The 12,529-nt window shown below is 64.5% G+C and carries 11 protein-coding genes; 8 read left to right on the top strand and 3 right to left on the bottom strand.

The features are described from left to right. Positions 1-130 precede the first annotated feature (130 nt). The 4 genes from V1278_RS34045 to V1278_RS34030 all read left to right on the top strand — a co-directional run bounded on the left by V1278_RS34045 (position 131) and on the right by V1278_RS34030 (position 7,031). Positions 131-1,840 (top strand): type I secretion system permease/ATPase, encoded by a 1,710-nt coding sequence (locus V1278_RS34045; RefSeq protein WP_334384317.1) that lies wholly within the window; start codon positions 131-133, stop codon positions 1,838-1,840. Continuing rightward, a complete protein-coding gene (locus V1278_RS34040) occupies positions 1,837-3,807 on the top strand; it encodes an HlyD family type I secretion periplasmic adaptor subunit (protein ID WP_334383724.1) in 1,971 nt (656 codons plus the stop codon). The genes V1278_RS34045 and V1278_RS34040 overlap by 4 nt, the downstream gene beginning before the upstream one ends. 104 nt (positions 3,808-3,911) lie before the next feature. Then, a complete protein-coding gene (gene htpG, locus V1278_RS34035; RefSeq protein ID WP_334383723.1) occupies positions 3,912-5,792 on the top strand; it encodes a molecular chaperone HtpG in 1,881 nt (626 codons plus the stop codon). Positions 5,793-5,876: 84 nt separating this feature from the next. Next, positions 5,877-7,031 carry a DUF3095 domain-containing protein gene (locus V1278_RS34030; RefSeq protein WP_334366594.1) on the top strand — a complete coding sequence of 385 codons (1,155 nt, stop codon included), beginning with the start codon at positions 5,877-5,879 and terminating at the stop codon, positions 7,029-7,031. A 112-nt stretch (positions 7,032-7,143) separates the two neighbouring features. On the opposite strand, the gene V1278_RS34025 is transcribed toward V1278_RS34030, so the two are convergent. The 3 genes from V1278_RS34025 to V1278_RS34015 all read right to left on the bottom strand — a co-directional run bounded on the left by V1278_RS34025 (position 7,144) and on the right by V1278_RS34015 (position 9,675). Further along, entirely contained in the window at positions 7,144-7,584 is a 441-nt protein-coding gene (locus V1278_RS34025; RefSeq protein ID WP_334366595.1) for a DUF2147 domain-containing protein, read from the bottom strand. A gap of 82 nt (positions 7,585-7,666) precedes the next feature. Then, positions 7,667-9,049, bottom strand: coding sequence for an MATE family efflux transporter (locus V1278_RS34020; protein WP_334383722.1), 1,383 nt, complete (start codon positions 9,047-9,049; stop codon positions 7,667-7,669). 86 nt (positions 9,050-9,135) lie between these two features. Continuing rightward, positions 9,136-9,675: a GNAT family N-acetyltransferase gene (locus tag V1278_RS34015; RefSeq protein WP_334366597.1), complete on the bottom strand. Its 540-nt coding sequence runs from the start codon at positions 9,673-9,675 to the stop codon at positions 9,136-9,138. A 162-nt stretch (positions 9,676-9,837) separates the two neighbouring features. Here V1278_RS34015 and V1278_RS34010 point away from each other — a divergent pair, with 162 nt between their 5' ends. The 4 genes from V1278_RS34010 to V1278_RS33995 all read left to right on the top strand — a co-directional run bounded on the left by V1278_RS34010 (position 9,838) and on the right by V1278_RS33995 (position 12,277). Then, a complete protein-coding gene (locus tag V1278_RS34010) occupies positions 9,838-10,440 on the top strand; it encodes a superoxide dismutase (RefSeq protein ID WP_334366598.1) in 603 nt (200 codons plus the stop codon). A 217-nt stretch (positions 10,441-10,657) separates the two neighbouring features. Then, complete coding sequence (crcB, locus tag V1278_RS34005; protein WP_334366599.1) at positions 10,658-11,044, top strand: fluoride efflux transporter CrcB; 387 nt, start codon at positions 10,658-10,660, stop codon at positions 11,042-11,044. 139 nt (positions 11,045-11,183) lie between these two features. Next, positions 11,184-11,777, top strand: coding sequence for a permease (locus V1278_RS34000; RefSeq protein WP_334383721.1), 594 nt, complete (start codon positions 11,184-11,186; stop codon positions 11,775-11,777). 59 nt (positions 11,778-11,836) lie between these two features. Beyond that, entirely contained in the window at positions 11,837-12,277 is a 441-nt protein-coding gene (locus V1278_RS33995; RefSeq protein WP_334369153.1) for a hypothetical protein, read from the top strand. Positions 12,278-12,529 lie beyond the last annotated feature (252 nt).

Raw genomic sequence — 12,529 nt, 5'->3', positions numbered from 1 at the left:
TTCAATGAGTATCGCTCAGGGGCAGACGCAGGACCGGGCGCGGGCAGTGCCCCGCGCGGTCTCGAGCCTGCGTTCGACGCTGGCCGCCGACGATCCTGTCACGAATGCGCTGCGCGCCAGTGCGCGCCGCATGATCGGCGTCGCCGTATTCAGCGGCGTCATCAACATCCTGATGCTGTCGGGCCCACTCTATATGTTGCAGGTGTACGATCGGGTGATTCCGAGCCGTAACCTCGCGACCCTGTTCGGCCTGTCCCTGATGGTGCTGTTCGCCTATCTGGTGCAGGGATATTTCGACGCGATGCGGTCGCGGATGCTGTGCCGGGTCGCAACGCTGTTCGATGCCGGCCTGCAAGGCTCGATCCATTCGGCGCTCGCCACCTTGCCGCTGCGCGGCGTCAAGCCGGTCCTGATGCAGCAGCCGCTGCGCGACCTCGACCAGGTGCGCACCTTCATGTCGGGCATGGGCCCGACGGCATTCCTGGACATGCCGTGGATCCCGGTCTTTCTGATCGGGCTGTTTCTGTTTCACCCCGCCATCGGCTTCACGGCGCTGCTGGGTACTGCGGCGATCATTGCGATGACCTTGCTGACCGAGCGGATCTCGCGCAATTCAGCCAAGGCGGCGATGGACATGAACGCGCAGCGCCAGGTGCTGGCGGATGCGACGCAGCGCAACGCGGAAATCGTCCGCGCGCTCGGCATGACGGACCGGTTGACGGCGCGCTGGTCGCAGGCCAACGAGCGCTACCTGCAGGAAAACATCCGCGCCACCGACGTCTATGCCAATCTCGGTTCGGCCGCGAAGGTGCTGCGCTACATTCTGCAATCGGGAATGCTCGGTATCGGCGCCTATCTCGTCGTGGTCGACAAGGCGTCGGGTGGCGTCATGATCGCGTCGTCGATCCTGATGGGGCGCGCGCTCGCACCGGTTGAAATCGCGCTCGGCACCTGGAAGCAACTGGCCGCCGCCCGCCAGGGCCTCGCCCGTCTGCGCGACATCTGCAAGGCGACCGCGCAGCCTCCGGCGCCGCCGGTCATGCTGCCGCGTCCGTGCCGCGAATTGTCCGTGCAAAACCTCGCGGTGGCAGCGCCCGGTTTCGACATGCCGATCGTGTCTGGCGTGACGTTTTCGCTCAAGGCCGGCGCGGGGCTGGCGCTGCTGGGCGCCAGCGCGTCGGGCAAGACCTCGCTTTCCAAAGCGCTGGTTGGAATCTGGCCAGCGCATCGCGGCGCAGTGCGGCTTGACGGCGCCTCCCTCGATCAATGGCGCAACGAGGATCTCGGCCGGCACGTCGGCTACCTGCCGCAGGATGTCGGCTTGTTTGACGGCACGGTAGCGGAGAACATCTGCCGTTTCGACGAACACGCAAGTTCCGACGCCATCCTCAAGGCCGCCCAGATCGCCGGCGTTCATGACATCATCCTGCGCCTGCCGGAAGGTTATGCGACGCGAATAGGGGCGGGCGGCATCTCGCTGTCCGCGGGACAGAAGCAGCGCGTTGGCCTGGCGCGGGCGGTATTCGGCGATCCGTTTCTGATCGTTCTCGACGAGCCCAACGCCAATCTGGATGCCGACGGTGAGAACGCCTTGACCCGCGCCATCGCAATCATGCGCCAGAACAAATCCGTCGTCGTCGTCATCTCGCACCGCCCAAGCGCGCTTTCCGCGCTTGATATGACGATGGTGCTCTATGAGGGCAAGGCGATCGCGTTCGGCCCGAGCGAAGAGGTGTTCGCGCGCGTTCGCAACGCCAACGGCAAGGGCGCGCCGTCGCAGCCCGCGCCGCAGGCCAAGGCAGAGCAGCGCGCATCACTTGCCGAGAGTGTTTCGTCATGAAGAATTTTGATCACGTCCATGCCGACGAAAGAGTGGTGCGGAGCCGGTTCGAAGGAACGGATGCCGAGGCCGCTGCGCCGCAAGGCCAGGCGCTGATTCTCGAACTGCAGCGATTGCGGCAGGCATTCGAACAGGACAATCAGCAGCGGCCGCCGCTGCGGCGTCCACCGCGCGACGAACCACGTCCGGGCGCGCGGCGTCCGGCCCGGCCGAAGCGGCGGAAAAAGGGCAAGATGAGTCGCGTGCTCGATGCGTGGCTCGGCCCTTTTGGATCGCAGTCCGACAGCATCGATGCCGAGCCGCCGCCGGCGCGCAGTGGACGCGCGGCGCGTGAGCCGCAGTTTATGCCGCCGCCACGGACGGCCAGCCCCCGCGGCCCGGCGGTCAATTCGGGGCCGAATGAACGGCAGGCGCGCGGCCCGATCATCGCGCCGGACGATCCGTCGCTCATGAACATGCCGAGGTCGAGACCGGAGCTTTTGCAGATCGACGACCGGCGGGAGCCGCCTCGCATCGAGGCTCCCCAATTGGCGCCGCCGAGCCCGGCGGGCGCTGTGGCGCGCGGGCGTTCGGTGACGCGGGTGGTTCGCAACGGCGTGACCGCAGGCGTTGCATTCCTTGCCAATCGCGATACATCGCCGGATGTGGCGGCCGCGCCCGGCGAGAGCATCGTGCTGCGGGCGGCGCGCGCCTACGAGAATGAGTTGCGCACCGGGCTGCGGGTGCTGCTCGTCGTCGGCGGGCTGGCAGGCGGGTGGATGGCGTTCGCGCCCTTGTCGGGCGCCGTCGTGGTGCCGGGTAATCTGGTGGTGCAGTCCAACGTCAAGACCATCCAGCATCCGACCGGCGGTGTGGTCGCACAGATCGCGGTCAATAATGGCATGCGGGTCAACGCCGGCGATCTCTTGCTGCGGCTGGACTCGACGCAGGCGCAGGCCAGCCTTCAGGTCGTGAGCAAGCAGCTCGATGAGGTGCGGGCGAAAATCTCGCGGCTGGTCGCCGAGCGCGACGGTCTGCCCAAACCGGCGATACCGCCCGAACTATCGACCCGGCTGGACGACGGCAACGTCAAGACAGTGCTGGCCTCCGAAGCCTCGCTGTTCAGGGCTCGGGTGACCGCACGCGAGAGCCAAAGGGAGCTGTTGCAGAGCAAGGTGTCGCAGCTTGGCGAAGAGATCATCGGCCTCGAAGCGCAGGTCGCGTCCAAGGCCAAGCAACTGGAGCTGATCACCGGTGAGCTCACGGGAGTGCAGGAGCTCTTCGACAAGCGTCTCGTGCCGATCGCGCGGCTCACGGCCTTGCAGCGCGAGAGTGCCAGAATCGAAGGCGAACGCGGCCAGTTGCTCTCCACGATCGCCGAGACCAAAACCAAGGTCGACGAGGCGAAGCTTCAGATGGTCAGGCTCGACCAGGACGTACGGACGGAAGTCGTCAAGGAGCTCGGCGAGGCGCAAGGCAAGGAAGCCGAACTCAGCGAGCGCTCCGTCGCCGCGCGCGACGTGCTCGAGCGCATCGAGATGCGCGCGCCGACGTCGGGCGTGATCCATCAGCTCAACGCGCACACCATCGGCGGCGTCATTCGCCCCGGCGACACCATCATGGAAGTGGTGCCGGATTCCGACGATCTTCAGATCGAGGCGCGGTTGCAGCCGAACGATATCGATCAGGTGCGCAAGGGCCAGCAGGCTTTCGTTCGCTTCTCGGCCTTCAACCAGCGGGTGACGCCGCAATTGATCGGTCAGGTGTCGTACGTCTCGCCCGACACCACCCGCGACCAGCAGACCGGCACGTCGTATTTCACGGTCCGGATCATGCTGCCGGAAGAGGAGCGCCGGCTGCTCGCCGGGCTGCAGCTCGTCTCGGGCATGCCCGCGGAAGTGTTCATGCAGACCGGCAGCCGGACCATGCTCAGCTATCTGTTCAAGCCGATCCTGGATCAGTTCCAGCGCGCTTTCGTCGAGCGGTAAGGGGGCAAACAGGCTTTTGGCGCGTCGTCGCAAATCTTGCCACCCCAGATGGCATCGTTATATCAGGGCTTCCCGTCCTGCCCTGTTTGCATTGCGAGCCCCGTATGACCACCACCACTGCCCCCGAATCCCAGCCGTTCCAGGCCGAGGTCGCCGAGCTTCTGAACCTGATGGTGCACTCGGTCTATTCGGAGACCGAAATCTTCCTGCGCGAGCTGATCTCGAATGCATCTGACGCCTGCGACAAGCTGCGCTATGAGGCGATATCGGCGCCCGAGCTGATTGCCGACGGCGCGCCGCCCAAGATCCGTATCGCGCCGGACAAGAAGGCCAATACGCTTAGCGTCGTCGACAGCGGCATCGGCATGGACCGGCAGGAGCTGATCGACAATCTCGGCACCATCGCGCGCTCCGGCACAAAGTCGTTTCTTTCGCGCCTCACCGAGGCCAAGGACGGCGCCAATCTGATCGGCCAGTTCGGCGTCGGCTTCTATGCGGCGTTCATGGTCGCCGAGCGCATCGTCGTTACCAGCCGCCGCGCCGGTTCCGATCAGGTCTTCGTCTGGTCGTCCTCCGGCGGCAGCGGATTTGAAATCGCTCAAGCCAGCGACGAAGACGCCACGCGCGTCACCCGCGGCACCGAGATCGTCCTGCACCTGAAGAAAGAGGCATCAAAATATCTCGAGACCTACGAGATCGAACGTGTCGTCCGCGCCTGGTCCGACAACATCCAGTTTCCGATCGAACTGGTGCCGGAGGAGGGCGAGCCGCGCCAGATCAATTCGGCCAGCGCGCTATGGCAGCGGCCAAAATCGGAGCTCAAGCCGGAGGACTACAAGCAGGCCTATCAGCAGGTCGCCGGCGCGTTCGACGAACCGGCGATGACGCTGCATTATCGCGCCGAAGGCCGGCAATCCTATGCGGTGCTGCTGTTTGCGCCGTCGACAAAGCCGTTCGACCTGTTCGACCAGGCGCGCAAGGGCAAGGTCAAGCTCTACGTCCGCCGCGTCTTCATCGCTGACGACGCCGATCTCTTGCCGGCCTATCTGCGCTTCATCCGCGGCGTGATCGACAGCGAAGACCTGCCGCTCAACATCTCGCGCGAGATGCTGCAGAACAATCCGCAACTCGCGCAGATCCGAAAGGCCGTTACCGGCCGCGTGATATCGGAGCTGGAAAGCCTCGGCGAAAAGGAGCCCGAAGCGTTCGCAAAAATCTGGGACGCGTTCGGCCCTGTGATCAAGGAAGGCATCTGGGAGGACTTTGAACCCCGCGAGAAACTGCTCGCATTGTCGCGCTTCACCACGACAAAGGGCGAGGAGCGTTCGCTCAAGCAATATGTCGAGGATCTTAAGCCGAACCAGACCGACATCTATTATCTCACCGGCGAGAGCGTCGAACGGCTGAAGTCGAATCCGAAACTCGAATCCGCAACCGCTCGCGGCATCGAGGTGCTGCTGCTGACCGATCCGGTCGATGCGTTCTGGACCTCCGCGTCGCTCGATTTCGGCGGCAAGCCGCTAAAATCGTTAAGCCAGGGCGATATCGATTTCGGACTGATCCCGCTGTTGGATGAAAAGGCCGATGACAAGAAAGACGAAGGCGGCGCGGATGAAGCCACGACGATCGCGCTGATCAAGGACGCGCTCGGCGAGCGCGTCTCCGACGTGCGCGCCTCGCAGCGGCTGACCTCGAGCGCGTCGTGCCTCGTCGCCGGCGGCGGCGCACAGGACCGCATGCTCGAGCGGCTGCTCGCAATGCAGAACAAGGGGCCGACCACCAAGCCGATCCTCGAGATCAACATGCGCCATCCCTTGGTCGCGGCGATTGCCGGCGACAAGGACGCGGCCAAGGATCTATCAAAGGATCTGTCGTTCCTGCTGTTGGAGCAGGCGCAGATCCTCGACGGCGAACTGCCGGAAGATCCGGCGGCGTTTGCCAACCGGCTGAACCAGTTGGTGCTGCGGGGGATCGCAAAGGGTTAGGACATTCGGTCGCCTGTTTGAACCGAATTCCAAGACCGGCCGTATCTGCTAGGAAAGTGCGAACGCGGGGTAGCGCAGATCGCCATGACGACGTCTGACGGCACCGACATTTTCTATGGCGCGATTCCGGTCTTTCGCGGCTTCGGCAGCCTGATGGACCCGGCGCTGTATACGCCGTTGCCGGACGACTGGACCGTCGGTGTCGCCGACATCGTCGAGTCGACGAGGGCGATCGCCAATCAGCGCTACAAGGCGGTCAACATGGCCGGCGCTGCCGTGATCGCGGCCGTGACCAATGCGCTTGATGGCCGCGAGTTTCCGTTCGTGTTCGGCGGCGATGGTGCGAGCTTTGCGATCTCCCCGGCGGATCTTTCGAACGCGCGCGAGGCACTGGCGGCGACCGCGGCCTGGGTCAGCGCCGATCTCGATCTGATGATGCGGGTAGCGCTGGTGCCGGTGAGGGACATTCGCGCGCAGGGCCTCGATATCAAAGTCGCCCGCTTCGGGCCGTCGTCCAATCTGTCCTATGCGATGTTTTCCGGCGGCGGGCTGGGATGGGCGGATGCCGCGATGAAGCGGGGCGAATTCGCGGTCCCGCCGGCGAAGCCGGGAACGCAGCCCGATCTGTCCGGGCTGTCGTGCCGGTTCGAGGAAATTCCTTCTTCCCGCGGGCTCATTCTGTCGGTGCTGGTGGTGCCGGCCAAGGGCGCCGATCCGCAACGTTTCCGCAAGGTGATCGAGGACCTCATCAAGTTGGTCGAGCAGAGCCCGGATGCGGGCCGGCCGGTGCCGCCGGATGGGCCACCGCTGCGCTGGCCGCCGGCCGGCGTCGAATATGAGGCGCGCGCCGCGCGCGGCGGGCCGTTGTTTAAGCGACGCACCATCGTGCTCGCCGTCACGCTCTGGGCCTATGTGGTGATGCGGTTCGGCATCAAGGTCGGCAAATTCGTGCCGAAGAACTACGTGCAGCAGGTGGTGGAGAATTCTGACTTCCGCAAATATGACGATGGCTTGCGGATGATCCTCGATTGCACGGTCGAGCTGGAACGGGCGCTGACGGAGCTTCTGGCAAAGGCGGCTTCCAGCAAGATCGTGCGCTACGGCCTGCACCGGCAGGACGCCGCGATGATGACCTGCTTCGCCCCCTCGGTGATGCGCAGCGATCATGTCCACTTCATCGACGGCGCCCGCGGCGGCTACGCGTCGGCGGCGTCAGCGCTGAAGGCGATGGCGGCGTAGGCAGTGTGGGGGTGACGATTTGCACGCCGTCTGCCGTTCGAATATGCGGCGGCACCCCCACCCCAGCTAGGGTGGGGGCTCGCGCCGCAGCGGCAGTATCAATTTTGTTCGTTCACCGCCCCACGCGCGTCCAGTTCTCGCCGCCGCAGAGCGCGCCGACGCACCCTTCGACCTTTAGCGTATCTGCGCCTGTTACCGAGACGCTGCTGGCGTAGGTGCCGCCGTCATCGGCATTGTAGATCTGGCCCGACCATTTGTTGGGACCGCTGGGGCTCATGCCGCTGAACAGGGGAAGGCCGATCATCGGCCGCCGCTTCAGGGCCGGGTTCGGATTTTTGTCGTCGACCTGAGGCTGGCCGGTGGCCTGATCGATCGGCTCCTTCAGCCCGACGATCACGCCGCAAATTCCACCGCCGCATTTGCTGATTTTCACCCTGGCATCGCCCGCCTGGGTCAGCCAGACGCCGGTCGGCTCGGCGCCTTGCGCGAAGGCGGATGGCGCGGCCAGCAATGCCGCTGAGATCGCGATGATGAAAGCCGTTCTGCAAGCCATGAATCATTCCTTACGAAAAAGCAGGCCTGCATAGCAACAAATCAGATTTGTGCAACGTCGGATTGAGTGCAACTTGCCGTTATCATTTGCCCCAGGGGGTCAGTCGGATCGACAACGCCGTGCCGAGGCCGTAAACGACCATCGCGGCGCCGACCAGTGCGAACAAGGTCGATGCCGGCGCGCCCATGGAGGCCAGCCACCAGCCGCCGCCCCCGACGATCAGCAACCTTGCGGTGCCGGCCATCACGGGACCGCCGACCTTCGCAGCACCTTGCGAGGAGAAATAGAGACTGACGCCGATCCCGAAAAACGCGAAGGCCGGGCCTGCCCAGGTGAAATAGGCATTGGCGGCGGCGGTGACGCCGGGATCGCCGGTGAACATCGAAACCCAGAGCGACGGTTTTGCCGCGACAATCAGTCCGATGGCGCCGACGGTAATGCCGGCCGCAACGCCCGCGGTCCACGCCACCTGCCGGGCGCGCGTCACGAGGCCCGCGCCAATGGCCATGCCGACCATCGGCACCGAGGCGACGCCGAATGCGAAGGCGATCGGCGTCAGCAGAAACTCCAGCCGCGAGCCCATGCCATAGCCGGCCAGTGTCTCGGTGCCATAGCCGGCCAGGATTTTGGTGAAGATCAACACCGTCAGCACGGTTTGCAGCGGCGACAGGCAGGACACCGCGCCGACCCTGAGAATGTCGAAGAACATGTCGCGCTGGAATTTGAAGCCGTTGAAGCTCAGCGTCAGCCGGCTGCGGCCGCTGACGAGGTACCAGACGAGGAAGATGGCCCCCAGCGTAAAGGCGGCGAGCTGGCCTGCGGCAACGCCACGCATGCCGAGCCCGGGCAGTCCGAACAGCCCAAGGCCCAGCGCGCCGCCGACGGCGATCTGCACCAGCGCGAGGCCGATCAGCGTGACCGATGGAATCCGCATGTCGCCGGTGCCGCGCACCACGGAGGCCAGCGTGTTGACCAGCCAGATCGCGATCGCGCCGGAGAACAGCACGTTCGAATATTGCATGGCCTGTTCGAGCACGCCGCCGCGCCCGCCGAGCAGCGCGTAAAACGCGTGGCCGAAGGCCAGCATCATCGCCGTGAAAAAGAGCCCGGCGCAGGCGCCGATCATCGCCGCATGCAGGGCCAATGTCGCCGCACGGTCGCGGTCGCCGGCGCCGAGCGCGCGGCTGATGGCGGAGGAAACGCCGCCGCCCATCGCGCCCGCCGACATCATCTGCGTCAGCATGACGAAGGGAAATACCAGCGCGATTCCCGCGAGCGGCTCGGTGCCGAGCCGGCCGATATAGGAGGTCTCGGCGACCGCAACCAGCGTCATTCCGACCATGGCGATCGCGTTGGGAAGCGCAAGTGTCAGGAGCGTCGACAGGATCGGCGAGGTGAGCAGGGCACTGGTCGGAGCTGACGGGACCGCGGCGGGGCGCATGTCGAGGGGGGCGTCCATGGTCATGCGTCACGTCATCCAAATGAAATAGATTATGGATGACATATTATCGGACCGGGCCGGCGCAAGTCACCCCCGCGCCGCTGCAGGGGTCACCACGGCAGGCCGCATAGGTCGATGACGCCGTCGCGCGGTTTGCGGGTAAAATCGAACACGAACGGCGCCATGGCCTCGAAGCGAACCCGTCCCTCCGGCTGTTCGGCATAGACCTCGCCGTTGAACGCATGCCAGCCGCGCGCCTGATAGAATGCTTCATTGTGCGGCTCGCAGAACAGCATCGCAAAGCGCACCGCTTCGTGGTCGCGCAGGGTCCTGACAGCGGCGTTCAGCGCCAGCGTCGCATAGCCGCGTCCCCGGCAATCCGCCCGGGTCGAGACGCCGCCAATGCCGCCGACATGAACCTTGCGCCCGTCCCAAGTAGCGTCACGGAAGTAGATGCCGACATGGCAGGCAAGTCCTGGGCTGGGCGAATCCTCCGGCGCGTCAATCAGCACGCGCAGATCGGCGTGGGCCCATTTGACGTGACCCCAGGGCAATTTTTCCACGACATCGCGCGGCCACACCGCGTTCATCAGCGGTTCGGCCCTCGGCCATGATGCCTCGCCGTTCAGGACGTCGATCTCGATACTCATGTCATTCCCTCGTCGCGGCGCCCTTATCCGTCATACGCTGGACGCGGAGGGGCGTTACGCAAGACCCCTGCCGTTTTGCCAAAATGCGGTGTTTAAGACCAATGGAACCTTCTATAAGGGTTCCCGTTAGACTTCGTCTCCCATCAGTTCGGACATCACCCCATGACCTTCACGCTGCCCAATCTCCCCTATTCCCACGACGCCCTTGCGCCTCACATGTCCAAGGAAACGCTGGAGTACCACCACGACAAGCATCACCAAGCTTACGTGACCAACGGAAACAACGCGATCAAGGGGACTGAATTCGAAGGCAAGTCCCTGGAGGAGATCGTCAAGGGTTCGTTCGGCAAGAATCCGGCCGTGTTCAACAATGCCGGCCAGCATTATAACCATCTGCATTTCTGGAACTGGATGAAGCCGAATGGCGGCGGCAGCAAGCTGCCCGGGCGTCTGGATAAGAAGATTACCGAGGACCTCGGCGGGCTCGAGAAGTTCAAGGCCGATTTCGCCGCCGCCGGCGTTGGCCAGTTCGGCTCCGGCTGGTGCTGGCTGTCGGTCAAGAACGGCAAGCTCGAAATCTCCAAGACCGCGAATGGCGAGAGCCCGCTGGTCTACGGCGCGACGCCGATTCTCGGCTGCGACGTCTGGGAGCACTCCTACTACATCGACTATCGCAACCGCCGTCCCGACTATCTCAAGGCGTTCTGCGATAACCTGATCAACTGGGACTATGTCGACGAGCTGTTCGGCAAGGCCGGAGCCTGACGACCAGGCGCGATAGCGCCGTTTCACCCTCCCCTGGAGGGGGAGGGTCGGCTCACATGGAGCGCAGCGGAATGTGAGACGGGGTGGGGTGATCTCTCAACACAGGCACTGTTGGATGTGGAGAGACCGTCACCCCACCCCGCCGCTTCGCGTCGACCTAGAGAGCGAGCTACGCTCGTCTCGACCCCTCCAGGGGAGGGTGAACACCGGGGCAATAGTGGGTAACGCGACAAGCTATTTGTTGGTCTTTTTCGGCGGCGGCCTTGGCGCGACGCTGCGTCATCTCATCAATCTCGCCTGCGCCCGCTGCCTCGGCACCAGCTTTCCCTGGGGCACATTCATCATCAACATATCAGGCTCGACCGCGATGGGGCTGATCGCGGGTTATCTCGCCTTCAAGGGCGAGGCCTCGCAGCCCTGGCGGCTGTTTTTGATGACCGGCGTCCTCGGCGGCTACACCACGTTCTCGGCCTATTCGCTCGATGCCGCGCTGCTCTACGAGCGCGGCGAGCTTGGGCTCGCGGCGCTTTACGTGATTGGCTCCGTCATGCTTTCGATTGCCGGGCTGTTCGGCGGTCTCGCACTGGTGCGTCAGTTCACCTGAACCAACCGCCATATGACCGCGTGACGTCCTCGCATGGGCGTCCTTGAGATGCGCATGGGTATCGCGCGAGCTTCCGTTTGATTCGCCACACGCGCGGGACTAAGCAGGATGGATCCGCTTCACCCGCCAACGCACGGCCTTGTCAGAAACTCCGCCAACAGACCCGGCGCCAGCCGACGACGCCGAGCCAAAACCCCAGCGTGCCCGCAAGCCGGTCGGCTGGTCGATGATCGTGATCGGCGCGCTCGTCGCGATCTGCGCTGCGCTAGTGTGGCGGCGCGACGGCATCGACGGCGTGCTCAATATTCTCACCCACGATCTCCTGCTGTTCGGCGAAATCATCCCGCGTGTGTTGGCCGGCTGCCTGCTCGGCGGATTCATCGCGGAAATTCTGCCGCACGACAAAGTCTCGCGATCGCTCGGGCCGGAATCGGGGCTAAAAGGACTTTTGATCGGAACGGCATTCGGCGCGATCCTGCCGGGCGGTCCCTTCACCGCCTATCCGGTGGCGGCGGCATTGCTCACGGTCGGCGCCGATTTCGGCGCCACCATCGCCATGGTCGTGAGCTGGACGCTGATCGGCTACGGCCGCGCGGTCGCCTGGGAGCTGCCGATTCTCGGCACCGACTTCACGCTGTGGCGCATTGTGATCTCGCTGCCGATCCCCGTGCTGGCAGGCTGGCTCGGCCGCGTCGTCTTCGTGCGGATGTATCCGAAGGGCGAGCCGTCGTGACGGCGTCTGCGCTGATCATCGACATCACGCTGTGGGCCTCGGTCGCCATTCTCGGCTTCATGGCTTGGCGGCGAGGCCGCGTCGTGCTGGTGTCGTCGGTGCGCGAAGGCTCGATGGACTTCATCAACATCGTGCCGCGCATTGCACTCGGCGTGATCGGCTCGGGCTACATCGCCGCCGTCATCCCGCCGGAAGTCATCACCGGCTGGCTCGGCCCCGACAGCGGCTGGCTCGGCGTGCTGACTGCGGTGATTGCGGGTGCGGCGACGCCCGGAGGCCCGGTGGTCGGCTTTTCGATCGGCGCGGTGGCGCTGAAAGTCGGCGGCGGCCCGCCGCAGGTGATCGCCTATGTCGTCGCCTGGGCGCTGTTCGCCTTTCAGCGCATGATCCTCTGGGAAATTCCCTTCATGCCGGCCCGCTTCGTCTGGTTTCGCGCCGTGGTCTCGGTGCCGTTTCCGTTTCTGGCGGCCGCGATCGCGATGGTGATCGGCAAGCCGTGAGGTGCACGCTCAAGATGTTTTTATATGATCGTAAATCATAGATCGGCAGAAACCCCGCAATTCACCGGATGATGAACTGGTTCTGTCCGTGAATATCGGCTAAGACTCGCCCCGCCGGGGGGCGGACCAGCCGATGTAGGGGTGTACATGAAGAAGGGCGACGTAACCTGCCCAAACTGCGGGGCGGGATTCAGACGGCTTGAGCTTTCGTCTCAGGTTGGGACGAAGGGCGAATATCACTGCCCAGTCTGC

The sequence above is a fragment of the Bradyrhizobium sp. AZCC 1577 genome (genome assembly GCF_036924575.1).
Lineage (GTDB): Bacteria > Pseudomonadota > Alphaproteobacteria > Rhizobiales > Xanthobacteraceae > Bradyrhizobium.
This window is presented reverse-complemented; position numbering and strand designations above follow the sequence as displayed.

Coding starts and splice junctions, on each gene's coding strand:
- V1278_RS34015 (WP_334366597.1), bottom strand. CDS start 9,675: ATGAGTATCGAGATCGACGTCCTGAACGGCGAGGCATCATGGCCGAGG.
- V1278_RS34020 (WP_334383722.1), bottom strand. CDS start 9,049: ATGACCATGGACGCCCCCCTCGACATGCGCCCCGCCGCGGTCCCGTCA.
- V1278_RS34025 (WP_334366595.1), bottom strand. CDS start 7,584: ATGGCTTGCAGAACGGCTTTCATCATCGCGATCTCAGCGGCATTGCTG.
- V1278_RS34030 (WP_334366594.1), top strand. CDS start 5,877: ATGACGACGTCTGACGGCACCGACATTTTCTATGGCGCGATTCCGGTC.
- V1278_RS33995 (WP_334369153.1), top strand. CDS start 11,837: ATGGCTTGGCGGCGAGGCCGCGTCGTGCTGGTGTCGTCGGTGCGCGAA.
- V1278_RS34010 (WP_334366598.1), top strand. CDS start 9,838: ATGACCTTCACGCTGCCCAATCTCCCCTATTCCCACGACGCCCTTGCG.
- htpG (WP_334383723.1), top strand. CDS start 3,912: ATGACCACCACCACTGCCCCCGAATCCCAGCCGTTCCAGGCCGAGGTC.
- V1278_RS34040 (WP_334383724.1), top strand. CDS start 1,837: ATGAAGAATTTTGATCACGTCCATGCCGACGAAAGAGTGGTGCGGAGC.
- V1278_RS34045 (WP_334384317.1), top strand. CDS start 131: ATGATCGGCGTCGCCGTATTCAGCGGCGTCATCAACATCCTGATGCTG.